General features: G+C 53.9%; 28 protein-coding genes. 12 read left to right on the top strand and 16 right to left on the bottom strand.

What is annotated here, in order from left to right; all coding sequences use genetic code 11:
• Positions 1-19 precede the first annotated feature (19 nt).
• Entirely contained in the window at positions 20-778 is a 759-nt protein-coding gene (locus CZ787_RS02655) for a winged helix-turn-helix domain-containing protein (protein WP_087105894.1), read from the bottom strand.
• Between the two features lie 220 nt (positions 779-998).
• Here CZ787_RS02655 and CZ787_RS19045 point away from each other — a divergent pair, with 220 nt between their 5' ends.
• Positions 999-1,133, top strand: a complete 135-nt coding sequence (locus CZ787_RS19045; protein ID WP_254908543.1) for a hypothetical protein — start codon at positions 999-1,001, stop codon at positions 1,131-1,133.
• Between the two features lie 102 nt (positions 1,134-1,235).
• On the opposite strand, the gene CZ787_RS02650 is transcribed toward CZ787_RS19045, so the two are convergent.
• From CZ787_RS02650 to CZ787_RS02635, 5 genes are all read right to left on the bottom strand, one after another.
• Entirely contained in the window at positions 1,236-1,415 is a 180-nt protein-coding gene (locus CZ787_RS02650) for a PLDc N-terminal domain-containing protein (protein ID WP_087105890.1), read from the bottom strand.
• 71 nt (positions 1,416-1,486) lie between these two features.
• Positions 1,487-1,996, bottom strand: coding sequence for a retropepsin-like aspartic protease family protein (locus CZ787_RS02645; protein WP_087105888.1), 510 nt, complete (start codon positions 1,994-1,996; stop codon positions 1,487-1,489).
• Positions 1,997-2,020: 24 nt separating this feature from the next.
• The gene (locus CZ787_RS02640; protein ID WP_087105886.1) at positions 2,021-3,367 is read right to left on the bottom strand and encodes an MFS transporter; all 1,347 of its coding nucleotides are present in this window, start codon (positions 3,365-3,367) and stop codon (positions 2,021-2,023) included.
• Between the two features lie 153 nt (positions 3,368-3,520).
• Positions 3,521-3,685 (bottom strand): hypothetical protein, encoded by a 165-nt coding sequence (locus CZ787_RS18785; protein WP_172117332.1) that lies wholly within the window; start codon positions 3,683-3,685, stop codon positions 3,521-3,523.
• A gap of 43 nt (positions 3,686-3,728) precedes the next feature.
• Positions 3,729-5,354, bottom strand: a complete 1,626-nt coding sequence (locus tag CZ787_RS02635) for a BCCT family transporter (RefSeq protein ID WP_087105884.1) — start codon at positions 5,352-5,354, stop codon at positions 3,729-3,731.
• Positions 5,355-5,897: 543 nt separating this feature from the next.
• On the opposite strand from CZ787_RS02635, the gene CZ787_RS02630 reads away from it, so the two are divergent.
• Positions 5,898-6,269, top strand: a complete 372-nt coding sequence (locus CZ787_RS02630) for a hypothetical protein (RefSeq protein WP_087106025.1) — start codon at positions 5,898-5,900, stop codon at positions 6,267-6,269.
• Positions 6,270-6,349: 80 nt separating this feature from the next.
• On the opposite strand, the gene glnE is transcribed toward CZ787_RS02630, so the two are convergent.
• From glnE to trmB, 4 genes are all read right to left on the bottom strand, one after another.
• On the bottom strand, positions 6,350-9,304 hold the full coding sequence (glnE, locus tag CZ787_RS02625; RefSeq protein WP_087105882.1) for a bifunctional [glutamate--ammonia ligase]-adenylyl-L-tyrosine phosphorylase/[glutamate--ammonia-ligase] adenylyltransferase: 2,955 nt from the start codon (positions 9,302-9,304) through the stop codon (positions 6,350-6,352).
• A gap of 28 nt (positions 9,305-9,332) precedes the next feature.
• A complete protein-coding gene (locus CZ787_RS02620; RefSeq protein WP_087105880.1) occupies positions 9,333-9,704 on the bottom strand; it encodes a diacylglycerol kinase in 372 nt (123 codons plus the stop codon).
• Positions 9,705-9,735: 31 nt separating this feature from the next.
• Positions 9,736-11,163: a D-alanyl-D-alanine carboxypeptidase/D-alanyl-D-alanine-endopeptidase gene (dacB, locus tag CZ787_RS02615; protein ID WP_087105878.1), complete on the bottom strand. Its 1,428-nt coding sequence runs from the start codon at positions 11,161-11,163 to the stop codon at positions 9,736-9,738.
• Between the two features lie 162 nt (positions 11,164-11,325).
• Positions 11,326-11,991 (bottom strand): tRNA (guanine(46)-N(7))-methyltransferase TrmB, encoded by a 666-nt coding sequence (gene trmB / locus CZ787_RS02610; protein ID WP_087105876.1) that lies wholly within the window; start codon positions 11,989-11,991, stop codon positions 11,326-11,328.
• A gap of 209 nt (positions 11,992-12,200) precedes the next feature.
• Here trmB and CZ787_RS02605 point away from each other — a divergent pair, with 209 nt between their 5' ends.
• The 8 genes from CZ787_RS02605 (at position 12,201) to CZ787_RS02570 (ending at position 19,935) form a co-directional block, all read left to right on the top strand.
• Complete coding sequence (locus tag CZ787_RS02605) at positions 12,201-14,084, top strand: beta-ketoacyl synthase (RefSeq protein WP_087106023.1); 1,884 nt, start codon at positions 12,201-12,203, stop codon at positions 14,082-14,084.
• Positions 14,081-14,575, top strand: a complete 495-nt coding sequence (coaD, locus tag CZ787_RS02600) for a pantetheine-phosphate adenylyltransferase (protein WP_087105873.1) — start codon at positions 14,081-14,083, stop codon at positions 14,573-14,575. The genes CZ787_RS02605 and coaD overlap by 4 nt, the downstream gene beginning before the upstream one ends.
• Before the next feature lie 80 nt (positions 14,576-14,655).
• Positions 14,656-14,904 (top strand): YfhL family 4Fe-4S dicluster ferredoxin, encoded by a 249-nt coding sequence (locus CZ787_RS02595; RefSeq protein WP_087105869.1) that lies wholly within the window; start codon positions 14,656-14,658, stop codon positions 14,902-14,904.
• A 14-nt stretch (positions 14,905-14,918) separates the two neighbouring features.
• Positions 14,919-16,208: an MATE family efflux transporter gene (locus tag CZ787_RS02590; RefSeq protein ID WP_087105867.1), complete on the top strand. Its 1,290-nt coding sequence runs from the start codon at positions 14,919-14,921 to the stop codon at positions 16,206-16,208.
• A 130-nt stretch (positions 16,209-16,338) separates the two neighbouring features.
• Complete coding sequence (locus tag CZ787_RS02585) at positions 16,339-17,649, top strand: short-chain fatty acid transporter (protein ID WP_087105865.1); 1,311 nt, start codon at positions 16,339-16,341, stop codon at positions 17,647-17,649.
• A gap of 50 nt (positions 17,650-17,699) precedes the next feature.
• On the top strand, positions 17,700-18,215 hold the full coding sequence (locus CZ787_RS02580; protein ID WP_087105863.1) for an acyl-CoA thioesterase: 516 nt from the start codon (positions 17,700-17,702) through the stop codon (positions 18,213-18,215).
• A 117-nt stretch (positions 18,216-18,332) separates the two neighbouring features.
• Positions 18,333-19,337, top strand: coding sequence for a hypothetical protein (locus tag CZ787_RS02575; protein WP_087105861.1), 1,005 nt, complete (start codon positions 18,333-18,335; stop codon positions 19,335-19,337).
• Positions 19,330-19,935, top strand: a complete 606-nt coding sequence (locus tag CZ787_RS02570) for a LysE family translocator (RefSeq protein ID WP_087105859.1) — start codon at positions 19,330-19,332, stop codon at positions 19,933-19,935. Before CZ787_RS02575 ends, CZ787_RS02570 begins: the two co-directional genes overlap by 8 nt.
• Here the strand turns inward: CZ787_RS02570 and CZ787_RS02565 are convergent.
• Together CZ787_RS02565 and CZ787_RS02560 are read right to left on the bottom strand one after the other, a co-directional pair.
• A complete protein-coding gene (locus CZ787_RS02565) occupies positions 19,932-20,285 on the bottom strand; it encodes an I78 family peptidase inhibitor (RefSeq protein ID WP_087105857.1) in 354 nt (117 codons plus the stop codon). The genes CZ787_RS02570 and CZ787_RS02565 overlap by 4 nt on opposite strands.
• A gap of 95 nt (positions 20,286-20,380) precedes the next feature.
• Positions 20,381-20,512: an entericidin A/B family lipoprotein gene (locus CZ787_RS02560; RefSeq protein WP_087105855.1), complete on the bottom strand. Its 132-nt coding sequence runs from the start codon at positions 20,510-20,512 to the stop codon at positions 20,381-20,383.
• A gap of 188 nt (positions 20,513-20,700) precedes the next feature.
• Between CZ787_RS02560 and CZ787_RS02555 the strand changes: the two genes are divergently transcribed.
• Positions 20,701-21,120, top strand: a complete 420-nt coding sequence (locus tag CZ787_RS02555) for an HIT domain-containing protein (protein ID WP_087105851.1) — start codon at positions 20,701-20,703, stop codon at positions 21,118-21,120.
• Positions 21,121-21,126: 6 nt separating this feature from the next.
• Here CZ787_RS02555 and CZ787_RS02550 read toward each other — a convergent pair whose 3' ends face one another.
• The 4 genes from CZ787_RS02550 to CZ787_RS02535 are packed head-to-tail and all read right to left on the bottom strand — an operon-like array spanning position 21,127 to position 23,834.
• Positions 21,127-22,161 (bottom strand): nickel/cobalt transporter, encoded by a 1,035-nt coding sequence (locus CZ787_RS02550; protein ID WP_254908542.1) that lies wholly within the window; start codon positions 22,159-22,161, stop codon positions 21,127-21,129.
• Between the two features lie 55 nt (positions 22,162-22,216).
• Positions 22,217-22,849 carry a DUF1007 family protein gene (locus tag CZ787_RS02545; protein WP_254908545.1) on the bottom strand — a complete coding sequence of 211 codons (633 nt, stop codon included), beginning with the start codon at positions 22,847-22,849 and terminating at the stop codon, positions 22,217-22,219.
• A gap of 53 nt (positions 22,850-22,902) precedes the next feature.
• The gene (locus tag CZ787_RS02540; RefSeq protein ID WP_140398961.1) at positions 22,903-23,277 is read right to left on the bottom strand and encodes a hypothetical protein; all 375 of its coding nucleotides are present in this window, start codon (positions 23,275-23,277) and stop codon (positions 22,903-22,905) included.
• Positions 23,274-23,834 carry a hypothetical protein gene (locus tag CZ787_RS02535; RefSeq protein WP_087105849.1) on the bottom strand — a complete coding sequence of 187 codons (561 nt, stop codon included), beginning with the start codon at positions 23,832-23,834 and terminating at the stop codon, positions 23,274-23,276. Before CZ787_RS02535 ends, CZ787_RS02540 begins: the two co-directional genes overlap by 4 nt.
• Before the next feature lie 121 nt (positions 23,835-23,955).
• On the opposite strand from CZ787_RS02535, the gene CZ787_RS02530 reads away from it, so the two are divergent.
• Positions 23,956-25,095: a glycerate kinase gene (locus CZ787_RS02530; RefSeq protein ID WP_087105847.1), complete on the top strand. Its 1,140-nt coding sequence runs from the start codon at positions 23,956-23,958 to the stop codon at positions 25,093-25,095.
• Positions 25,096-25,306: the final 211 nt, after the last annotated feature.

The raw sequence follows: 25,306 nt of genomic DNA, 5'->3' as shown, positions 1-25,306 counted from the left end.
TTTTCCTTCCCTGTGTTGATCAGCTGTCCTTCACGAAAAGGTAGCCTTTGCTGCGCACTGTCTTGATTCGATGAGGCTGGTTGGGGTCATCACCCACCTTGGGTCGAATACGCGATACGCGTACATCAATAGAACGATCCTGGCCATCGTACTTAATGCCGCGTAACTCATTGAAGATCTCTTCACGGGTCAATACCCGGCCCGCATTACGGGCAAGTAACCACAATAGGTCGAACTCGGCGCTGGTTAAATCAATACGTTCACCGGCAAGCCACGCTTCTCGGGTCGCATTATCAATTTCCAGATTTTCAAACCGTAGGCGCATTTCGCCATTGGGCGCAGGGCCATCTGCACGCCGTAACAAGGCACGCATACGGGCGAGCAACACGCGAGGCTGCACCGGTTTGGGCACATAGTCATCTGCCCCCATTTCCAACCCAAGGATTTGATCCACGTCGTCAGTACGTGCCGTCAACATCATGATGGGGCCCGCAAAATTGGGCCGCACTCGGCGACAAATCGCCAAACCATCCTCGCCGGGCAACATCAAATCCAAAATGACCAAGTCAGGCTGTAGCGTAAGAATGCGGTCCATCCCTTTCGCCCCATCTGCCTCTAGCGTGACCTGAAAACCGTTGGCTTCCAGATAGTCGCGAGTCAGCTCAGCCAAGCGCTGATCATCCTCTATGATCAGAATATGATCCTGAGCGGGATAGTCAGGCATAACGGTTTCTTGTGACCCAAGCGCCTGAAATTTCTGTTCCAAGTGATTATCCATCTTATCCTTCACTCCGCTTAGGCAGTTAGTCATTCATGTAGTCAGTCGTTCTCAAAAGGTAGGCGGTTACCTGTTCACAGGATACCTCAAAACCCAGCAAACACCCCTTCTGAGCAGCAGCCGCTTTTCTCTACTTGCCGTCGCGCACCGCTTGATTCTTCCAAAACAGAGGGCTAATGTAGACAGCGGACTGTCGACAATCTGGCTAGAGGAGTAAGCCATGAAAGATGGTAAAGCTAAAAGTGTTATCAAGCGTGTTTATGTTCCTACTCAGGTGCGCGATTTACCCAACGGGGAAAGAGTAACAATCCCTGGCCACTATAAAGCGCCGCCCAGTAATGGAAACAGTGCGTAACGGTACATACTTATAGAAAAGGCAGGCGCGATGCCTGCCTTTTTTAAAGCCGATATTTGCAGCGCCACCGCTAACCGGCAGCACAGCCTTTAGCCCGCTTGGCTATCCTTTGGGCCCTAATAGTAGCCATGCAATCAGGCCTACCAGTGGGAAGATCAGCAGCGCTAATATCCACAGTACTTTAGCCAGACCGCCTGCTGAACTTTTAGCAACTTTGACAATGGCCCAAACAATAATAATGAGCCAAATCAGACCGAGTAATCCACCGACTTCAATACCCATAGCAACTCCTTGCCTATTCGTTTCCGTGAGCTTTTAGCTAAGCACATCAATACACTATTCACAAGTATCGCTTATGAATCGGGTAGGCTCAGAACCATTTCGCCGCTGCGTATTTCAATATTCAGCAGATGCAAAAAGCTCATACCCAGCAGCACGACATGATTTTCCATGCCGGGGCTGATGGAGCCTTGTACATTACGGATATTGATACCACCCAGCGTTACTTCATCAAGCTGAGTAAGGTTTCCTTGTACGCGACCGTTGGCCGTATTAAACCAGGCACTGCGCCCACGTTCGAGCCCCAACCGATTGGCCAGCTCATCTGAAACGGCCACATAGGTAGCGCCGGTATCCAGTAAAAAAGTCACCGGCTCACCGTTAATTTCGCCCGGTGCTTCAAAGTGCCCCGAACGGTTACGCTTTAAAGTAACGGGGCCACCGTCAGTCGCAGTCTGCACGATATGGGCATTGGGGTTCAGTATTTTTTCCATCCCCCCATCCAGCCACCAGGTACCCAAACCGATTAACAGTACCCAGAAAAGCAGCATCATCACGATGCTGCCACGCTGTGCTGTCTGCATGATGTGCTCCCCGCTTGCGGTATATTAAGCGCTCTGCCACGCAATGGCGGCATCACGCCCTCGTCGCTCATTAACGTTTGCACAAATCAACATTGCGATAACAAACAGGCCTGCACATAAAAGGATAGATGCTTGTAGGCCAATGATCGTTTGCAGTACACCCAGCATCACGATGCCCAGCACGCCTGCCAATTTATTCGCCAGACCCCAAAAGCCAAAAAATTCAGCCGATTTTTCAAGCGGTGAAAACACCCCCACCAAGGCGCGGCTTGCCGACTGACTAGATCCTAAACTGAGCCCCGCCAGGCAACCAACCGCTAGAAAGACATGCTGTGCCTGCCACTGCCAATCAAAACGCATATTTGCCCAAGCGGTTATTTCGGGCGTTGCCCAAATGGCAATAATCGCAACTACCCACAGGCCAAGCGTTATTTGATAGGTGTGTTTCGCGCCTAACCGGTCCTGAAGCCAGCCAAACCCGAGCGCTCCGGCCGCCGCGGTTATCTGAACGATAATAAACATGATATTGCGTACGCTTTCATCCCAGCCAATCACCTGGGCGCCATAGATAAACGCAAACGCAATAATGATGTAGACCCCCGCCATGGAAAACAGCAGCGAGACAAGGAACACACTCAAGTCTTTGAAATAGCGCAACTCATGCAGGGTTGAACGTACGCGCTGTTGGGCAATATCCCAGTACGCCACCCCAGAAGGTTTGGGAGTGCCGCGCTCTTTAAGCCACAGGAAGGTGGGAATAGCGGTAATCAAGAAAAAACCGGCCGCGAAGGGCCCCACCCAACGGATACGTTCATAGTTTTCAACGGTTGCCTCCCCCAGTACGACGAGGGTAAAGCCCGCAGCAAACAGCCCGCCAATATATCCTAGTGACCAGCCAAACCCGGAAATCTTGCCAAGCTTTTCAGGCGGCCCAAGTTCCGGTAGAAAGGCCGCAATAAAGGACTCTCCCATGGAGTAGGCATAATTGGACAGCACAATCAGGACAAGCCCCAGCACGACATAGCCGGGAGATACAAAGTAAAGCATCGCGGTAGTGGCGACCGTGGCTAGGTAGCTAAAAAACAAAAAGCGTTTTTTCTCGGCCCGATAATCCATAATCGCACCGCAAAGTGGGGCCGTTACTACCACCATTAAATAACTGACCGCTAGCGCCAGGCTCCATAGAAAGTTGGCCAACCGAAAACCATCGCCTCGGTCCCCTACAATCACTGTGGTAAACAGCTCACCAAACACCACCGTAATGATCAGCAAGGTGTACGCCTGATTAGCGAAATCAAACATGGCCCAGCCGAATATTTCGCGGCGTGAAGCGTAGGAAGAAGCAGCCTTGGCAGCATCATTTAGCAACATCGGGAGTCTCTCTTTAGGGGCAGTGGCAAGCCTGCACATTAGCGCCTGTAAGGTATGACAAAACGCTTAAAGCTTACTGTATAAGCAAACGCCCGGCTTATCGCCGGGCGCTTTGACTGCATTTCAATCAGGACTGCGTTACACCAGGTTGGCCTACAAAAGCCAATGTGCCAAGACAGCCGACAGGCCAATCACCAGTGCCGTTACAACGGCGACCGTAACGACGCGGTCCAGCCAACGGTCCAACCAACGCTCAAGCGCCTGCCCCTTGGGCTGGCGTCGTGTTGCGCCGTGACGTCCCCGCCGAGCCATCAGCATCCTCGCTCCATGTGTTTGCTCCTGAAGACCTGATTAAGTTGACCTAGCTATTAATACGCCGATTGATAACATTAGGTGCACGGCGTAAGCGCTCCTCTTCGCCCATCTGCTCAGCTTCAAAGGCATCGGCGCCAACAGGCGTTTCACCGTGGCGACGATAGAGCTGGGTCAACATAGCCTTACGATCTGCGCGTAGCTCACGTACCAGCACAATGACCATCATATACAGAATAAAGGTAAACGGTAGTGCCGACAGCACTGCTGCTGACTGAAGCCCGGAAAGGCCTCCCGCCACAATCAGCGTTAAACAAATTGCCGCAATCAGCACACCCCAGATGATACGTTTATAAAGCGGGGGATTAATAGAGCCGTTGTCGGTCATCTGCGCCACGATATAAGAAGCAGAGTCAGCCGATGTTACCAAAAAGATAAAGATGAGCATCATGGCAACAACAGAAAGTACGTTAGAGAACGGCATCAGCTCGAACATTTTAAACAGCGCCACGGTGATATTTTCCTGAGTGGCGGCCGCTAACCCTACATTTGTGCCGTTAAGCTCCATGTTTAGTGCTGCTCCCCCAAATACGCCAATCCAGAGACAAGCCAACAGTGGCGGAACCAGCAATACGCCAAACACATACTCTTTAATCGTACGGCCGCGGGACACGCGCGCAATAAACGTACCTACAAACGGTGACCATGCAATGACCCAGGCCCAATAGAAAATCGTCCAGCTACTGGCCCACTCATTATCACTATATGGGGAGATACGTAGGCTCATCCCAATAAAGTTCTGAAGGTAGTCACCAATGCCTAGCGTAATCGTTTCAAGGATCGCAATGGTCGGGCCGGTCACCAACACATACACCATCAGCCCGATGCACAGCACCATGTTCAGGTTTGAAAGGCGCTTAATACCTTTATCAAGCCCGGACCAGGTCGACGCCATATAGGCGCAGAACATCACCAACAGAATAATAAACTGCCAAAACCCATTTTCAGGCAGGCCAAAAACAGCGTTCAAGCCGCCGTTCATCTGTAATACCCCAAGCCCTAGCGAGGTAGCCACCCCCATCACGGTCGCGACAACCGCAAATACATCCAGCCACGAGGCATAAGGACGAAGCCGCGGTCTTTTTGCGGTAACGGATGAAAGCACCGATGAAACAAGCCCCGCCTGACCTTTACGGAACTGGAAATAGGCAATGATCAGGCCCACCACCGAAAAGGCAGCCCATTGGTGAATGCCCCAGTTGAAGTAACTGTATTGAATGGCATAGCGGGCGGCGGCTTCCGTCTCGGCGGGCACATCGCCGTAGGGCGGCTCAATATAGTGCGTCATGGGCTCGGCCATGCCATAAAACACAAGCCCTACACCAAACCCGGCCGCCAGCAGCATGCTGATCCATGAGAAAAAAGTGTAGTTGGGCGTACTGTCCTGAGGTCCTAAACGTACCTTGCCATACTTGCTAAAGGCCAGTGAAAACAGGAATACAACAAACCCAAATACAGAGAAAAGATAAAACCAACCAAAAAGTCGCGTTACCGATGCGAGAGCCGACTCGGCTGCACTTCCGAACCCTTCGGGAAAGGCTGCTCCCACTACGACCAGGCTGAAAATGATGACAGCCGATGCAATAAACACCGACTTTCCTCCATGATTTGCCATACAACCACCTTGTTAGATAAGCAATTGAATGAAAGAAACTATACATAGACGTTGTAACCCTAGCGGGTTAACGATGTTTATGTACAGTCTTCGTTTATTCATGAAGGGCATGCTCATTTAACGCCATTATCTAAATGGGCAAACAGTTGTTTTCAGTCATCTTCTTTAGCGCGTTCATTGCACCAAAATAAAACATTAGATGCTCTTTTTTAGCCAAGTCGCATTATTTTGGCGCTAGCGATCCTATCCAGCAGGGTCTTCTATCGCGTGTTAATGGATACCGGTTGCCAACGGTATTTTGTTGCGTATCTGCAATGATGTGATTATTGGCGGCGAGCAACAGAACGCGGCTACAAGTTCACTCCTCTTCAGTTAACCCGCCCCCTTCAACAACCGCCTTTGCCTGAGGGGTCCAGTCAACAAATATGCCTAAAACGCCAATGGCGGCGCCATTACTCTTAATGTAGCAAGATATAGGCCAGCCTTCAGTGAACTTGGCTAACAAACTATGTTCCAATAAGGCACACGACGATGGAGGCTTTTATGCCACAGATGAATCGCGATCAACGTAACGCCGCTTGGCAAGCTGCTCAACAATGGCGTACACGCGCAGCGCAGTCGCAGCCCGGCGGGCTAATGGGTAGCTTAAAATTGCTGCTAACGTGGCTGGCGTTTGGCGTGCTAATGGTGGTTGGCGTCATACTAGGCCTGTTCTTTCTTTTAATTGGCTGGGCCATGATGCCTTTTGTGCGCCATAAAATGAAAAAGCGGATGGAACAGATGCGCGCCGAGCAAGCTCAGGATATTGGCGGCGGTTATGCAGAGCCTCACACGCGGTCAAGTCAGCAGGATGTTCTGGAAGGAAGTTACGAGGTAAAAACACACGAAGATAACAAGGCAACGCCGCGTGATTAACGGCGCTGTTCTTTTTAGCGAAGGGCCACTCCGAGATGTGCCGTTAAGCACACGCCGCTAATCATCGGCATGAGGCTTGTTTAGGGTTCAAGAAAGCGCTGCCAAAGGGCGTTGACGGCTGCGCGGTGCTCCTTAAAGTCATCGACCTCACCAATGGGTTTCTCACCTGTTAGTGCTGCGCGGTGTGTTCTGCTGCGGTAGGCTAGATAGGCTTCTTTTAACTGTTCAGCCTCCTCTGAAGGTAAGTGCCCACTCTCGGCAAGCATCTCTAAAATACGCATATTATCGCTGTAGGTAAGTAGCGTGGGGGTTTGGTTAGCCAGCGCTAACACCGCGTACTGGCAGAGAAATTCAATGTCCACCATACCGCCAGCATCATGCTTCAAATTAAAGCGCGTTTCCTGCGTTTTACTGCCCAAGTGGTCACGCATTTTGTGGCGCATGTTGACTACATCATCTCGCAGGGCTTGTTTATCACGCAGCCTGCCCAGGATGTCTCCACGAATCTGGTTAAACCGTTCGGCAAGCGCACTGCTTCCGGCGACGACCCGTGCGCGCACTAGCGCCTGATGCTCCCAGGTCCAGGCATTTTGCTGTTGATAGTCGGCAAAGGCATCAAGCGAGGTCACCAATAGCCCCGCATTGCCTGAGGGGCGCAAGCGCATATCGACGTCGTACAAGCTGCCTGCGGGCGTCACCGCGGTTAGAAGGTGAATAATGCGCTGGCCCAACCGGGTAAAAAACAGCGGCGTATCAATGGGTCGAGGACCGTCGGTAGCCCCTTTACCGTCGCTATCATGCAGAAAAACCAGGTCAAGATCAGAGCCATAACCCAGCTCGATACCGCCCAACTTTCCATAGCCAATAATCAGAAAAGCCGGTTCATGGTCGTTGAGCCCCTTGGGCACTCCGTGCTTACGGGTCACATGTTTCCAGGCCATCGCCAAAACGGCATCCAGAATCACTTCAGCAATATACGTTAAGTAATCACTTACTTTCATTAAATGACGCGTACCAGCGATATCAGAGGCGGCAACGTGAAGCATTTTGGCATGTTTAAACACCCGCAATGCTTCAAGCTGGGCTTCTTCATCATCTTCAGGCAGCCGGTTTAACGTTTGACGTAACTCATCGGCCAAGCGTGCTTTATCCGCTGGGGTGTAAAGAGTTTCTGGCGTTAACAGCTCATCCAACAGAATCGGATAGCGAGAAAGGCGCTCGGCAATCCATGGGCTGGCAACGCATAAGCGCATGAGATGCTCAAGCGCCTGAGGGTTTTCACGCAGCAGCGCTAAATAGGCGGTTCGCCTTAGTACCGCCTCAATCAAAGGCTGTACGCGGGCAAGCGCGATATCCGGTGTCTCATTTTCAGCCACGGCGGCCAGCAGTAGCGGCATTAGCGCATCAAGACGCTCAAAACCGATTCGCTGCATGCTTTGCACCTGACGCGATTGATAAAAACTCTGCAGACGCTTCAATACCTTATCGGGCTCGGCGAATCCTGCACTGTGTAAGTAAGCGATTGCTTCGTCCGCTTCCAGCTCGTTGCGCCAGATCAACCGCCACTGCGCAGGCGCCAAGCGGCTTGCGTCGTTGGTTTCTTCCGCATCCCCCTCGGGGTCAGCAATCACTGCATCAAAATGATGCCGAACACGCTCTCGAACATCATCAAGCGCCTCCATCAGTAGTGCCCAATCTTGATAGCCCATGGCAAAAGCAATCCGGGCCTGGTCGATCTCATCCGTCGGCAGCATTTGCGTCTGGCGGTCTTCAAGCGCTTGGATGACGTGCTCCAGGTCGCGCAGAAACGCGTAATCAGGCATGAGTTCATCGACCACCGTTTGAGGCAGTAGCCCCAGTTCGGGCAGGCGATTCAAGGCCGTTTTCAACGACGTTACCTGCAGCTCCGTATCCCGCCCGCCCCGAATCAGTTGGAACGCCTGCACCACAAATTCCACTTCGCGAATGCCGCCAGGGCCGAGCTTGATATTGCTCTGCATCCCTTTGCGCTTTACTTCACGGTTAATCATGGCTTTTAGCTCGCGTAGTGACTCAATGGCGCCAAAATCCAGGTAACGGCGATAAACAAACGGGCGCAGGCCAGCCAATAGTTCAATGCCCGCCTCTATATCTCCCGCCACCGGGCGCGCCTTGAGCAGGGCGTAACGCTCCCACTCGCGTCCCTGGTCCTGGTAGTAGCTTGAGAGCATGGCAAAACTGCCTACCAGCGGCCCGCCATCGCCTAGCGGCCGCAAGCGCATATCCACTCGAAAGACAAAGCCATCTGCGGTCATGGCATCCAGCGCGGCAATCAGCTTTTGGCCCAGCTTGGTAAAGTATTCCTGATGCTCCAGCGGCTTGCGCCCGCCCTGCGTCTCACCTTTTTCAGGGAAGGCAAAAATCAGGTCGATATCAGAGGAGAGATTCAGTTCGCCCGCGCCCAGCTTACCCATTCCAAGAACGACCAAGCGCTGGGCAGCGCCATCGGCACGGGGCGCTGGCATACCCCAGCGAGGCGCATAAAAACCTTCAAGCCAACGTAACGCGGCCTCAAGACACAGCTCAGCCAGTTGAGAAACCGCGTGAGCGGTATCCCACATGGTATAACCGTCAGGCCGATTTAGATCCCGCCAGATGATGCCCACCATTCGTGCACGCCGAAAACGCCGCAACACACGCTGCATGGCCGCTTCATCTTCTGCGCTTTCCAGTGCGTCGTGCAGCCACTGTTGTTGATCGTTCCGGGCCGGTGCCGCATCCAATTCGCCGTTGGCTTCAAGCGTTGCAAGCCAGCCCGGGTAGCGGGTGAACGTATCCAGCACAAAGGTGGATACGCTTAGCACCTTGGCCAGCGCCTCGCGGCGTGGTTGAGTAAGCGCTTGCCAACATCCCGAGGGCAGCGGCTGCTGGGTCATTGAGGCAGTATTATCCGCTTGGCCAAGCGCATCGTTCAGCCGCTGACCCACCTTTTGGCCCTCTTGCTGAAGCGCCTCAGGCAGCGCGTTTAAAGGTATAAACGAATTATCCAGTTGCATAGCTACCTCACCGCCAAGCGTTTACACGCTAGCCAAAGATTTTTTGCCCACCCAAAAGCCCCCAGGTAAGCCCGGCCATTATCAACGACAGCATGACGGCGGCGGACCCAATATCCTTGGCCCGCCCGGAAAGTTCGTGATGCTCTGTACCAATGCGATCGACCACGTTTTCAATCGCACTGTTTAACAGCTCAACAATGAGCACGAAAAACAAGCTGCCCACCAGCAGTAACCAGCTTAGCGAGTCATTACTGATCCACCAGGCAAAAGGCAACAACACGGCGGTGATACACACTTCCTGGCGAAAGGCCGTTTCGTTACGAAAGGCAGCCTTTAATCCTTTCCAGGAGTAGCGCGTTGAGTACACCAAATGGGTTAGACCGGTATGCTCTGGTTTCATGCAAGTCGTCTCACTTTAAGCGTCGAGGAAATTAATTAGCCAGAATCATTGCGTCCAAATCGAGCGACAACGGATCAAGCACCTCAGACCAGCTTATATAAGGAGTGTTACCACTTCCGTTCACCAATACACTAAAAACACCCCAACGCCCGGAGGCCGTACGAAAGTAACCTGCCACAGCGCGTACGGCAAAAGGCTGATTCAGCGTACCTGTTTTGAGCATTACGTTATTTTGAAACGTGGATGAGCCGCGTCGAATAAATCGCATGACGCCGTTGGCAGGCGACTGAAAGGCGGCCACGAAGCTTGGGAACAGCGAACTCTTCAGATACATGTCCTCCAGCATTACATTAACGCCGTGAGCCGATGTACGGTTTTCTGTCGTCAGTCCACTACCGCTATATAAGGTGACAGGGCCGTGGCCTGATAAGCTCTGGGCATAAACTTCCAGCGCTGAGCCCGCCTGACGCAGCTGGGCTTGCGGCGTTTCCACCAGGTTTAAGGCCAGCACATCAGCCATATAGTTATTGGAGTAGTTCATGGTGCGCAGCAGGAGCTCTTGTAGCGGTTGGCCATCCACCGCCGCCAAGCGCTTCGCACTGGCAAGAGGCTGTGTTGAAGTGACACGCCATGGGTCTCTGACAGAAATGCCCGCCTGGTTTAGCATGCCAAGCAGTATTTGCGCGGTCTCTTCAGCGGCGTCGCCTGCCCCTCGATAAATATCCCGAGCCATGGCGTTGGTCGAAATTTGCCCACTCAGGCGCATTACATCGCCACGCTCATCGGTTACTCGCTCGGCGCTAATTTCGGTTCCGCTATTGGCCGGACGTGTGATGACCTGGTTATCGATATCAATTAATGGTAACTGGCTATCGCAAAGCGTGGTACGAGCGGGCTCACCCGCCACTTGAGAAGGGGCCACGTTGACACACCAGCTGCCGAAATTAACCCCCGCGGAGGTAAGCGGCGCGCTATAAGCATTGGTCACACGGGTGCGGGCGTTGCAGCGGTCGTTGGTAATACAGTCGACAGGGCCAAAACGCCACTGGCTTACGACGAGCGCACCATCCACTTCATTAACACCGGCCATTTGTAAGCGCTGTACCAGGCGCCACAGATTTTCTGTCGTAAGCCCAGGGTCGCCGCCTCCTTCAAACACCAGGTCCCCACGCAAAATGCCGTTATCGATAGCGCCACTGCTTACCAACTGGCTGGTAAAGCGATGCTGAGGACCAAAGCGATTTAATAGAGCGGCTGCCATATAGGCTTTGGTAACAGAGGCGGGCGCCATCTGGCGCGCTGGGTTGATGCTTCCCAGCAGCACAGGCGCATCAGTATCAAGCAGGCGCGCCTCCGCGCTAATTGAAAACCCCTTATCCTGCAACTGCCCCAAACGGCTAAAATCGGCAAACAGCACGGGGCTCGCCAGTAGTGAAGCGGCGGCTACCCCGGCGGTCATCGTCGCACGCCATTTGTGCACCGTTGCTTTAAAGAAGTACGTCACTGTTATCAGCCTCAATGTATATTCATTTTGGAAACACGTGCATCACCACCACACCTACCACCATTAGGGTGATACCCATCCGCGCGGGCAGGCCAGGTTTTTCACCTAACACAAACGTTATAAGCGCTCGAGTTGAACCTGTAAGCGCCAAAGCGTTTGGCCGCTTTTATCGTATTTAGCTTCGAAGGGGGTTAAGTACTCACTATCGGGCGTCCATACGCCGATGTCTGCTTGCCTTCCCGTTACTTGCGTGACTGCCAAGGCAAACTCCTCAATATAAAGCGGCCAGTTGGAGCGCACCTCAAGCTGGCCACCCAGTGCCAACAGTGTGGGTAAAACCGGGTGCCCATGCCAGCGCATCTTTAAATGAGCGGCCTTGGGGTACGGATTGGGGTACAACAAATAGTGGCGTTCAGGTTGCCACCGCGCCTGATCCGCCAGGCGCCAAAAGTCAACCAGGTCCGCCCGGACCAGCAACGCATTATCCGGTAGCGCGCCATGATCACGCCCTAGCCTATCTTCACTGCGGTCGACCCCGATCACGGCATGGTCAGGGAACTGTGCAGCCAATTGGCGGGTCGAAATTCCAACACCGCACCCGGCATCGATTATCAACGGAGCAGGACGCGCTTGATACCAGCGGCTAGCCTGCTCAAATGCTGCCTGAGTATGAGCCGCAATGGGTTTACGTAGTGGCGTCGCCAACGCTCGATCGATCCGGCGCGCTAGATCATGGTGAGGGCCTGGCTGGTTGGATATAACGGGGCGAGAAGTGTTCTGCATGCCATCCCTCAGACTTAAAAGAGGTGATTCTATCAGTCTCCTGCGCTTGCAGCATGACGTCATAAGGTGCCCGGTGCTATGATCACGCCCGAGATATTTATTAAGCTCAATGGCAGCGTACTTTTTACCCTGCCATTGACAATAACTGTTATTAAAAACCACCGCACCACGAGGAACCCGGCTTGTCACACTTACCGGTGATTGTCGGCATGGGCGGCATCAATCCCGCCGGCAGGACCTCAGGCCATCAGGCCTTCCGTCGTACCGTGCTTGATGCCCTTCCCGCTGACCAGCAGCGCCAGACCCTGGAGGGCCTGGCGGCCCTTATGCAGCTTGTCGAGCACTCCGAAAAAGGGTGGCACGATCGCGCAGGCCAGCCCGTAAACTCGCCTGCTCAGTCGTTACGTGATCAGGTGCTTAACCACACATTGGTTCGCCGCAACGAGGACCCCAGGTTCCTGGAGCCGGGGCTGCCCGCCAATCGTCAGGCCAGCCTTCAGTTGAGCGAGCCGCTGCGCTTTACGCTGCGCCGTCGCCAGCTTCCGGAAAATTTACCGGAAAATTGGCAGGTACGCGAGCTGGGCGCCCGTGAGGTCGAGGTCACCGTGCCGGCAGGCGTTTTTGAGACGCTGCTGCCCGATGCTCAGCGCCCCAAAGTACGCGCAGCGGCGCAGCTTCCTCAAGGTTTTGAACCGGCAAGCCTGTACCGCAGTGTGCATCACCCTCGCGGACTTTCGATGGCGATTTTTGGCGCTAGTGACTGTTTGGGTGCCAGCGGTTTGTCTTGGGAAACGCTGCGCCAAACGCTTAATCCTGACCACATCGCCGTTTATGCAGGCAACTCCATTGGTCAGTTGGATGATGCTGGCTGGGGCGGCTTGATGAAGAGCCTGGTGAGCGGTCAACGCGCCACCTCAAAACAGATGCCGTTAGGGTACGGGCAGATGCCCGCCGACTTTTTAAATGCCTATGTTCTGGGTAGCGTTGGCAGTACCGGGGCGGTATTAGGCGCCTGCGCCAGTTTTCTCTATAACCTGCGCTTGGGTACTGAAGACATTCGTTCGGGGCGACGAAAAGTGGTCATGGTAGGCACCGCTGATGCGCCGATCACCCCGGAAATCATTGAAGGTTTTCGCGCGATGGGCGCCCTGGCAGACGACGCTAGCTTAAAAGCGCTTGATGCCCTGGAGCTATTAACAGATGCGGATTACCAGCGCGCCAGCCGACCGTTTGCGCTTAACTGTGGTTTTACCATGGCAGAAGCCAGCCAGTTTATCCTGTTGATGGATGACTCGCTGGCGCTTGAACTGGGCGCAGACATTATGGGCTCGGTACCGGATGTCTTTGTCAACGCTGACGGCTTCAAACGCTCGATTTCCGCGCCGGGTATTGGCAATTACATTACCCTGGGCAAGGCCGCGTCGCTGGTGCGTGACCTATTAGGGGAAAAAGCACTAAGAGAGCGCAGTTTTCTGCATGCCCACGGCACCAGCACGCCGAAAAATCGCACGACTGAGTCCCATGTGCTGGATGAAATTGCCCGTGCGAATGGCATTACCGACTGGCCAGTCGTCGCCATCAAGTCATTTATTGGCCACTCCCAAGGCTCGGCAGCGGGCGATCAGCTCGTAAGCGCGCTCGGCAGTTTTGCCCATGGCATATTGCCCGGCATCCCCACGCTTAATAAAGTGGCAGACGATGTCCACGCCGACCGGCTACGTTTTTTCCAAACCCCCATCGCCTTTAAGGCGGATGCTGCCTTTATTAACGCCAAGGGCTTTGGCGGCAATAACGCCACCGGCGTGGTGCTTTCACCCGATGTTACCGAGCGCCTGTTGCTCCAGCGCCATGGCGCCGATGCCATCAACGCCTGGAAAGCGCGTCGTGAAACTGTGCGCGCCCAGGCAGATACCTATCTGGTTCAAGCGGATAGAGGCCACTATGCGCCGCGCTATCAGTTTGGAGAAGAGGTGCTGGAAGGGCCGGAGTTGGATATTCACGCTGACCGCATTCATATTCCAGGCTATGCCCAGGCGGTATCGCTCACCAGTGATAACCCCTTTGGTCGCATCAACGAGGAGCCCTCGGAATGAACACGCCGCGCGTCAATATTGCCGTGTACCCAGGCACTTTTGATCCGATCACCAACGGTCACATGGACCTTATAGCGCGTGGCGCGAGGATGTTCGAGAAGGTCATCATTGCCGTGGCTGCAAGCCCCGGCAAGCGGCCAAGCCTTGATTTAGAGGCCCGCATGTCCTTGGCTAAAGACGTCTGCGCATCGCTTGCCAACGTTGAAGTCGTGGGTTTTTCCAGTCTACTGACGACCTTTATGCGCGAACAAGGCGCCACCATCATTCTACGTGGCCTGCGTGGCGCTTCCGATTTTGAGTACGAACTTCAGCTTGCCAACATGAATCGCGCCCAAAACCCGGAGCTGGAAAGCGTTTTTCTAACGCCTGGCGTAGAAAATTCGTATATTTCCTCCACTATCGTGCGTGAAATTGCCAAGTTGGGCGGCGATATTTCACCACTGGTACCTTCCCAGGTCGCAGAAGCCTTGCGTAAGCACTACACTACGTAACCACTAACATTGTTGAGTAAAACACTCGGGTATTTCTTGCCGTTATTCCCGTGTGTGCCAGCCATTTGCGAGGTATGCCCATGGCACTGATGATCACCGATGAATGCATTAATTGCGACGTCTGCGAGCCCGAGTGTCCGAACGATGCTATCTCGCCCGGCGAAGAGATTTACATCATCAACCCAAACCTGTGCACCGAGTGCGTTGGCCATTTCGATGAGCCACAGTGCCAGCAGGTTTGCCCGGTAGACTGCATTCCGCTTGACCCGGCACGCAAGGAAACGCAGCAGCAGCTGTTAGAGAAGTACCGCATTATTACCGCTGCCTAAGCGCGACGATTCGCATGCGTATATGGGCCATCGCATGGCCAATTATCCTTTCCAATATTACCGTCCCGCTTCTGGGCCTGGTCGATACCGCTGTGGTCGGGCACCTGCCCGATTCACGTTACCTGGCTGCAGTGACGCTGGGCGCCACTCTTTTCAGCTTTCTTTACTGGGGCTTTGGTTTCTTGCGCATGGGCACCACCGGGCTGGTCGCTCAGGCTATCGGCCGTGAAAGTGATAGCGATGTGCGCCTGTTACTGGGCCAATCGCTGATCATTGCTGGGGCGATTGGTGCACTGCTGATTCTTTTCTCGTCACCGCTTATTTCCCTGGGGCTTTGGTTGCTGGACGGTAGCGAGGTAGCTACACCGCTGGCCCGTGAATATGCCGAAATACGCCTATGGTCGGCGCCTGCCGTGTTGGCCAACTATGCAATATTGGGATGGTTTTTAGGCCAACAAAACTCTCGCGTTACGCTGATGATTCTGTTGCTGACCAACAGCGTCAATATCGTGCTCGACCTTTGGTTTGTGGTGGGCCTGGGTATGACCAGCAATGGCGTTGCCTGGGCAAGTGTTATTGCCGACTACAGTGCACTAGGGTTTGGCGGCTATTTGGTGACGCGCCAACTTAAAACGCTTTCTGGGCATTTATCGCGTGTACGCCTGCTGGCACTGTCGGCCTATACGGCCCTTTTCAATATTAACGCTAACCTGTTTGTGCGCACGCTTGGCTTGCTGTTCGTCATGGCCTTCTTTACTGCTCAAGGGGCGCGTCAAGGCGATACGGTGCTGGCCGCCAATGCGGTGCTGCTGCAATTTATTATGCTCACCAGCTACGCCCTGGATGGCTTTGCCCACGCGGCAGAATCGCTGGTGGGTCGCGCCTTTGGTCGCCGTGACTGGCAGGAGCTTTCACTCATTGTTCGCAGGGCAGCCCAGTTCTCCTTTTGGACAGCGGCCGGTGCCTCACTGGGGTTTGCCCTTGGCGGCAATCAGTTGGTTGCACTGCTAACCGGGCTTGAAGAAGTACGCACTGCCGCCGCGTTATACCTTCCGTGGATGGTGGTGATGCCGCTGATTGCCGTTTGGAGCTATCTTCTGGATGGCGTATTTATTGGTGCTACCGCCGTGCGTGAAATGCGCAATAGTATCTTTATCGCCATGCTGGTTTACCTGCCTACCTGGTGGCTGACCCAAGGGCTAGGCAATCATGGCTTATGGTTTGCTTTTACCCTGTTTATTACGGTGCGTTCGGGTGTATTGATTGGTTACTATCGACGCTACCGGCACTCGCGTTGGCAATAAGCGTTTAAACCCGCCCTCCCGTTATTGGCTAGCTGCGCTATCGTTCTAAAGTACGTCTTTAAATGTGAAAGCCATGGCGCATCGCCGTATATTAGCCATGGACTTCCTATAACAAACAAGAGAGCCCGCCATGCTAAAAATGATATCGAAACCAGCGGTTAAGCTGGTTGAGCGTTATCTACCCGACCCGTATATTTTTGTTTTGCTACTGACTATCGTGGCGGCCGTTGCCGCCATTGCCGTGGAGCGCCAAACGCCACTTGCGGTGATGCGCATGTGGGGAGACGGCTTTTGGGGCTTGTTAACCTTCTCGATGCAAATGCTGCTGGTCCTGGTAACCGGCTTTATGCTGGCAAGCTCACCGCCAGTGAAGCGTATCCTGCAAAAGCTTGCCGGAACGGCAAAAAGTGCCGGTGGCGCGATTATTCTGGTGACGCTGGTCTCGCTTGTGGCCAGCTGGATTAACTGGGGGTTTGGCCTGGTGGTGGGGGCACTGTTCGCCAAGGAGTTAGCTCGGTTGGTACGCGTGGATTACCGCTTGCTCGTGGCGAGTGCCTACTCGGGCTTCATCGTGTGGCACGGTGGCCTTGCGGGTTCCGTGCCATTGACTATCGCCACCGAAGGACACTTCACTGCCGATGCGATTGGCGTGATTGGCACCGGTTCAACGATCTTCGCCTTTTTTAACCTGGCGATTGTTGTGTGTCTGTTTATCGCGGTACCACTGGTTAATCGGTTAATGCTGCCCGACGAAAAAGACAGTGTGTATGTCGATAGCAAGCTGCTTGAAGATGACCCCGCGCCGCTGGGGCGCATTACCCGCCCGGCGGAAAAACTCGAAAACAGCCTGGTACTTTCGCTACTGGTGGGCGTGCCAGGGCTTTTGTATCTACTTGATCACTTTATTCTTCGGGGCGGCGGTTTAAACCTGAATATCGTGAACTTTCTGTTTCTGTTTTTAGCTATCGTACTTCATCGCACGCCACGCAGTTTGCTGATTAGCCTTAACGAAGCCATTAAGGGCGGCGCAGGCATCGTTATTCAGTTTCCGTTTTATGCCGGCATTATGGCCATCATGGTGCAGTCAGGCTTGGCTCAAAGCATGTCGGAGTGGCTAATTTCGTTTGCGACAGCAACCTCGCTGCCCTTTTGGTCGTTTATTAGCGCGGGCATTGTTAACCTGTTTGTGCCTTCCGGCGGCGGCCAATGGGCAGTGCAAGCGCCCGTGATGCTGCCAGCGGCCCAGGCGCTAGGTGCCGATATCTCACGGGTGGCCATGGCCGTTGCCTGGGGCGATGCCTGGACTAACTTGCTGCAACCTTTCTGGGCGCTGCCGGTGCTTGCCATTGCAGGCCTAAAAGCCAAAGATATTATGGGCTTCTGCCTGATTCAGCTGTTTGTCACCGGAGTGATTATCTCCATAGGCTTGGTCTGGTTCTAAGCTTTATCTGCCCGCCCTACAGGGCGGGCAGCGTTAACCAAGGACACGTTATGTCAGATGCCGCACACACGGCCTTACCAGGACAGCATGAGCTGTCAATGACCGTACTAATGACGCCCGATATGGCGAACTTCAGCGGTAAAGTACACGGGGGCGCTATTCTTAAAAAACTGGATGAAGTCGCTTACGCTTGTGCCAGTCGCTATTCGGGGCACTATGTCGTCACCCTTTCCGTCGACCAGGTGCTATTTAAACAGCCCATTCACGTGGGCGAACTCGTCACTTTTTTGGCCTGCGTTAACCATGTTGGTCGCTCCTCAATGGAGATCGGCATTAAGGTGGTCGCCGAAGATATCCGTAATAAGCTCATCCGCCATACCAATAGTTGCTACCTCACTATGGTCGCGGTGGACCCTGACGGAAAACCCGCCAGCGTTCCCCCTTTGATGCTTACCACCCCTGTTCAAAAGCTCCGTTTTGAAAAAGCAGCATTGCGAAAAAAGCATCGTAAACAGGCAGAGCAGGAAGAAAAACTTACCCAGCAGCACTATCAGGCGCATGCTTAATAGTCAGGCACAGGCTTAATAGGCTAATCCAGACATTACAAGGCGTCGCAGGCAGCGGCCGAATCAGGTGGGCTAAGCGCTTGATGCTGCTTTAATACCCATTCACAAGGAGGTTACATGCCCACCAGACGGCGCTACCCACAATTGCCTAAGCCCGTTGAGTACGCTCATATTGGCTGGGATTTGCTGATTCTCATCGCGGTGGTGCTTAATTTAGGGCTTTTGCTCTTTGATTCACTGTTTTTAATCGAGCCTGTTAACCAGGCCATTGCAGGCTTGGCACCCACCTTTCATACATTTTACGACACTCAAATCCATAGCCGCTTTTTTACGATTGATTTGTTCTTTGTGGCTTTTTTTGTTGCCGATGTTCTGCTGGGCTGGACCGTCGCCGTGGCCGAAAGGCGCTATCATCGCTGGTTTTTCTACCCCTTTGTGCACTGGTATGACGTTCTGGGCTGTATTCCATTAAGCGGTTTTCGCCTACTCAGAATACTGCGTGCGGTGTCATTACTTCATCGCTTACATCGTCTGCGGCTTATTAACATTACTCACTGGTCGATATATCAGTTTCTCTTTAAATATTACGATATCCTGCTTGAAGAGCTTTCTGATCGTATCGCGCTACGGCTTTTGGACAATGTTCAGCAGCAAATTCTGGCCAGCGACTCGCTAACTGAGCGAGTGGTCGACCGAGTCATCATGCCGCGTAAAAAACAGTTGATTAGTGAAATTGTGCAGCGTCTGGAAAGTACCGTGGGCGAGGCATACCAACAAAATCGCACTCACGCTATGAAAGCCATTGATGAACTTGTAAGCCGCACACTACGTGAAAGCCCTGAGATTCAGCGCTTGCACCGCCTGCCGATGGGCCAAACCGCCACAAATGCCATGCAGGCGTCTATTAGCGGCGTTGCCCAACGGTTAGTGGATGAGCTTGCGCTGGGTATCCACTCTCCCGAGTTTAGACAAGTGGTTGAACGCACCGCAGAGAGCGGCTTTAACAGCTGGCTGACCGTCGAGGAAGGCAGCCAGCGAATCACAGAATTGGTGCTTTACGATATGCTTGAAATGCTTAAAGAGCAGGTGAATCGCCAGCGTTGGAAGGATCGTTATGAATAGTCAGTGGGTTATTCTTGGGCCAGCCGCCCTTTACATGATGTCGATGACCCTGACGCCCGGCCCTAATAACATTATGTTAACCGCGTCAGGCGCCAACTTTGGCTTTAAGCGCACGCTGCCGCATATGGTGGGTATTGTCGGCGGCTGCTTTTTGCTGTTTTTCGGTATTGCTTTGGGGCTAGGCGTGCTGTTTGAGCGCTATCCTTCCCTACAATTAGCCCTGCGCTGGTTAGGCAGTGCTTACTTGCTCTACCTCGCATGGAAAATTGCCAGCGCGCCACCGCCTGATTTAAAGAGCAAGGCACACAGCGTACCCCTTACCTTCTGGCAGGCCGCCGCGTTTCAATTTGCCAATCCCAAGGCGTGGGTCATGGGGCTTGCGTTAATCGCGGGGTTTATTCCTGATCAAGGTTCAACCGTTGCAAACGCGTTAATCCTGGTGGGCTTTGTAGAGCTGGTTGCCTTCCCCTGTTTGGCGCTATGGGCGGGGTTTGGCATAGCGATCGGTCATTGGATTAAAAGCGACGGTGCCTGGCGAATATTTAACGTCACCATGGGAGTGCTCACCGCCGCTTGTGTAGTGCTGATATTGCGTTAACCGCAGCGTAAAGCTTCGACCGTTTCATTACTATCAACATGGATATTCAAGCGGTCCGGTCGGTGGTCCATAGTGGCCACATCGCCTGGACGTAGCACGCGTACCTGGCGCGACTGACTTTCGCTTTGCAACTGCGAAACGTTCGCTTCATCGAACGCCTCGCCTATAGCGTATCGAATTGAGGCGGTATCGCAGCTGTCCATGGGTATCGGCTGGCCATTTTGATCACCCGAACCCGACGTTCTAGCCGCGTCAGAACCGGTAGCGCATGCAGAAAGCAGAATAATGCCGCCGCTGGCGGCTAATAATTTCACGTACTGAAACCCAGAAATGGATCGCCACGTATTCATAAACCTACCCCAAATGATTATTAACATGCAGGCCAAACACAAAGCGGGCCAGGCAATTGCCTAGCCCGTTCGACATCGTCAAGGGTTCATGGACCTTAGCTTGCGGCGTCCTGAACGGCCTGGCCGCCTCTTTCTACATCCTGGCCTGCGCCAGCCACCGTGTTACAACCGGCCAACGCGCCTGCTGTCATAAGTAGAATAAAACCAGTCGCTAAAAGCTTTTTCATTTGAGTTCTCCTTAACGTGTCTAGCAACAGCCCCTCTGGTAGCGCCTACCATTTCCAAGGGGTACTTTCAGCGTAACAGTGTTTGGGTACTTTCGCCTGTTTTCCCGAAGGTTGCTCCCTACACCGCGTCATCTACCCAAAGCATCGGCTATCATATACACCACTGAAGACTACCTGGAGCGCGCCCTTTGAACGATTTCACTCTCGACCAACGTCTGGATACTGACACCTTCCCCATCGCCGACCTGCCGCTTTGTCGTGTGCTGTTAATGAATGATGCGCGCTATCCTTGGGTGATTCTGGTGCCCCGGCTGAATAATATCAGCGAAGTATTTGAGCTTTCCGAGACTGACCAGGCCCAGCTATGGCAGGAAGCAACCCAACTGGGCAGCGTGATGAAAACCCTCTTCGAAGGCGATAAACTGAATATCGCCACCTTAGGCAACGTCGTCAAGCAGCTGCATATCCATGTGGTCGTGCGCCACCAGGCTGATGCCACTTGGCCTGCGCCGGTATGGGGCAATGGCAGCGCCGAACCGTATGAGTTGGAGCCACTTGCCGACCTGCGCGATCAACTTATTGCGCATATTGACCGCTTAAACGCTTAGTTGCTGTCAGGGCCTTAAAAGCGGGCTGCTTTGCCTTGCGGGCGGCTCGCCAAGCAAGGGCGCCCCGGCGGGTTGAGAAACACTCGTTGTGACAAGCATAACGCCCAATAGAACAATCAACATGCCGCCGGCCAGCGCCGCCCAACCCACCGCTTTATGCGCCGACTGAGAAGCGTGCTGCTGCCTGGCTAAACGCCGCGTTGCCCAGCGGCGTGCAAACACGCTGGCAAGCGCCAGCGCCGACACCGTAATTCCTGTACCCAGCGACATGGCCAGTACCGATAAAACGCCAATATAAAATTGCCCCAATAGGCTGGCGGCGCCGAGTAAAAGTACCGCGCCACTGCAAGGACGCATACCAATCGCGCCGACCGTCATGATGGCTGTACGCCAATCCAACGCCTGCTCGGGTTCAATATGATGCGCGCCGCCACAGCAGTGGTGGTGGCCATGACTGTGGTCGTGATTGAGATGATGGCTATGGCCATTGCCGTGGTCGTGCTGAACCGGATAAAACGCAATAGGCTGATAAGCGCGGCGCAGCTGCTTGTAAGCCCGAACGCATAGCCAAATACCCAATAGCGTTATGAGTAAAAAACTGGCCTGCTCAACCCAAACAACACTGCCCATGGCCTGACGCGTTAGCCACCCCAGGCCGTGCACCAGAATGGCCACCATGACGATGGCAGTCACGCCTTGCAACAGAGACGCGGCAAACGAAAGCCCTAATGCTCGCCGCACGGCGCCACCATGAGAGGCCAGATACGTTGCCAGCACCGCTTTCCCGTGCCCTGGCCCTGCCGCGTGAAAAACGCCGTAACCAAAACTGACGCTCAATAATACCCACCAGGTGGCTTGAGAAGGTTCGCGGGCAAGCTCGGTAATCGCCAGCGTGAGCGAGCGGTTAAAGCTCCGCTGCCAAGCCAGCATCTGGTAGCTTGTGCTCTGTAATCCCCCTTCCCATAGAAATATCACTGCCCCGGCAGCAAGTGCTAATAGCGCAATCAGCATAATGGGCCTGCGCATAACGAGTGATCGCATAAAGCACTACCTTATTTCATACATTCATAGAATTCGTCGGGTCTGCGGCTTGTGATTAGCGGCAATCAACACGCCCTGTTTCGGCAAAAAATCGTCCAAGACCTGGTTCGGCTTCCTCATCTTGGTCCAGCAGAGCAGCTTGCAGGACCAGCTCAGGGTCAGGTTCGGCGATTAAGATGCTTAGCTCGCAGGCAGGTTCCCCGTGCAGCACCAAGGCGTCGTCTTTAGGCTGATTATTGTCTGACTCATGAACCATCTCGATATAATACGTTGGATCGTATATTTGATAATCAAGCACATGACCCGCCAAGGGTTGCGGCGTTTGTAGCGGGAGGATAAACGTAAAATTAAGCCGCCCGTCATGTTCCATGGCCGTGTATTCGGTTACCTCACCCAATGCCAGCGGCTCGCCATCCAGGCGAACGTCTGTAAAGTAGTGCTGACCCGCAAGATTATTGCGTATTTCAGTGCCTAATCGGTCAAGCCCAACTTCCAGGCTAACGCCATCCACATGCTGGAGCTCTTCAAACACCACCAGGCTATAAAAAGGGTCCATCCGCCATGCGTGATGCAACCCACGCACAACGCCCTCCTCGTCAGTCATGACCCGGATACTGAAATCAATCCAGCCATGCGGATGTGCGGTTGCAAGCGGGCTCATCAGCAAGCCGACCAATCCAGCGCCCAGCGTCCAACATTTGCCGCTATAAAAAGTACTTACTCTTTGATCACAACACTGCTTCACGGTGCTAATCCCAACGTTGCTTGTAAGTCCACTAGCCACGGATCCAATAAATAAGGTGCCAATGGTTGATTGCCACGCCAGGCCATGACACTCACTTGGCTACCACTCCCCGCTTCACTCACCTGCAGCTGCAAACGGTATTCAGGCCAGCGGGCTAGCGAGGCTTCTGCACGCCCCAGGGACAAATCGGCGTGGCGTATCACATATCCTTGCTTCATCATCAGCTCGACAGCGCTTCGAAACGTCGTATCGACAGAGGTTGGATAAACAAGCTCACGCGGGACAGAGGGCGACGTCGTTGCACAGCCGGTAAGCCATGCACCCAAAAGCATCACGCCTACCCACCTGATATCCCAACGGCCTCGCCTCATAACCCTCTCCCGGCTGGCACCCTGTATTGCTCAAGCGCCGTTTGAAAGCGCTGACAAAAATCATCGTTGCTCGCACTGTACGACTCCCGCATATCGCCCAGATGGTCGAAGCGGCGGATATCGCGCGAAATGCGAATATGGTCGTCGTGGATCAGTAACGAGACACGTTCGACCTCGACTGGCTGCTGTTGAAGCCCGCCCCCAAAGCCCATTCCAATGCCGATACCGCCACCACCTCCAATCCCGAACCCGCCGAAGGCACGTATGCCGCGACCATAACCGTAGGCGTTATCATAAGGATCGTAATAGCCACGCAGCGCTTGGGTGCGGCTAGCGCTGACCAGGCCTAACGCCGCATCCGTCGAATTCAGTTCAAATCCCGATTCGGTAAGCAGCGCAACGCTTTGGCGAAGCACTTCTTGGGAGTCTCTTTCAGCACTGTTAGAAAAATAGCAGGCCGCTGAGGGGGCAGGCTCAGCCTGGGGCAGACGGTCTGGCGTCACCTGGCAGCCAGCCAACGCCAGCAGGCAGGTTAAGCTAATCGGTATCGACTTCATGTTAGATCCTCGAGCGATGATCACAACGGGTCTATCAGCAACTGGTCTATCAGCAAGCAGCGCGTTAAGCTCCTCTCATCATTACAATAGATTAGAGACCGTCATTTGCGGAGATTGTGCGATGAATATCCTGCTTTGCCCCGATAGTTTTAAAGACGCCCTAAGCGCTGAATTAGCAGCCAAGGCGATGGCTAAAGGCGTACGTAGTGCGGTCCCCGACGCGCAAACACACTGCTGCCCGTTGGCTGATGGTGGCGAAGGAAGCCTGGATGCATTAATTGCCGCAACCGGTGCCAAGCGGTGCTATCAAACGGTTCACGATGCACTTGGTCGACCCCGTGATGCTGCCTGGGGTTGGCTTAGCGAACAGCGTACCGCGTTTATCGAACTGGCAGAAGCCAGCGGATTACAACACTTAAGCCCTCAAGAGCGCAACGCGCTACAAACCTCCACCTTTGGGGTAGGCGAGTTATTTCTCGCAGCGCTTAACCAGGGCGCCGAAAACGTACTGCTACTGCTGGGAGGAAGCGCCACCAACGATGGCGGCGCTGGCATGCTACAAGCCTTGGGCGCCAGGCTTCAGGATGCACATGGCAAGCCACTTGCGCCAGGCGGTGCTGCGCTTGCAGGCCTTGAATCGCTGGATATTTCCGGACTGGACCCACGTCTGGCATCACTCAACGTGGAAGCAGCGGTAGATGTGGATAACCCGCTGCTGGGTGAGCGGGGCGCCAGTGCGGTATTTGGCCCTCAAAAAGGCGCCTCCCCTGAAGAGGTAGCTCAGCTTGACCAAGCGCTGGGCCGCTTTGCCGATATTTGCGCCAGCACGTTGGCGCATGACTACCGAGACCTACCCGGCGCAGGTGCCGCAGGCGGAATGGGGTTTGCAGCCAGCGCGTTTCTTAACGCGACGCTAAAACCGGGCATCGAGCTGATTATGCAGCACGCGAAGATGCCCACCCTGCTCAATAACGCCGACCTGGTCATTACCGGTGAGGGGCGGCTGGATGGGCAAAGCATGTCGGGTAAAACACCTATTGGCGTTTCCCGTGCGGCCAAGCGCTTGGGTAAACCAGTGGTTATTTTAGCGGGCAGCCTGGGCGATGGCTGGCAAGCCTGTCTTGATGAAGGTGTAACCGCGGCCTTTGCCTTGGCCGATGGCCCCATGACGCTGGAACAGGCGTTACCCAGAACAGCCGAGTTGCTGGCGGCACGCTGTGAAACAATTATTCGTTTATGGTTAACCCCGGCGGCCCCTTGAAAAACATCTCGAACGGCAGCATTACTATTGGTAGGCAGCATTCGTGAAAACCACGTCGATACATGGTCCGTTTTAAGATCCAGTTATTAAAACCGGGCGGTGTTGCCGTCACGGTAATGTCATAACGCTATGAGTACGATGCAAAAAACCTGTTTTGCAATGTTCCAGCAGCGTTTTATGCTAATCAAACGATTTGATAGCCGTGCTACAC

The sequence above is a fragment of the Halomonas citrativorans genome (assembly GCF_900163645.1).
GTDB classification, from domain to species: Bacteria; Pseudomonadota; Gammaproteobacteria; order Pseudomonadales; family Halomonadaceae; genus Vreelandella; species Vreelandella citrativorans.
This window is presented reverse-complemented; position numbering and strand designations above follow the sequence as displayed.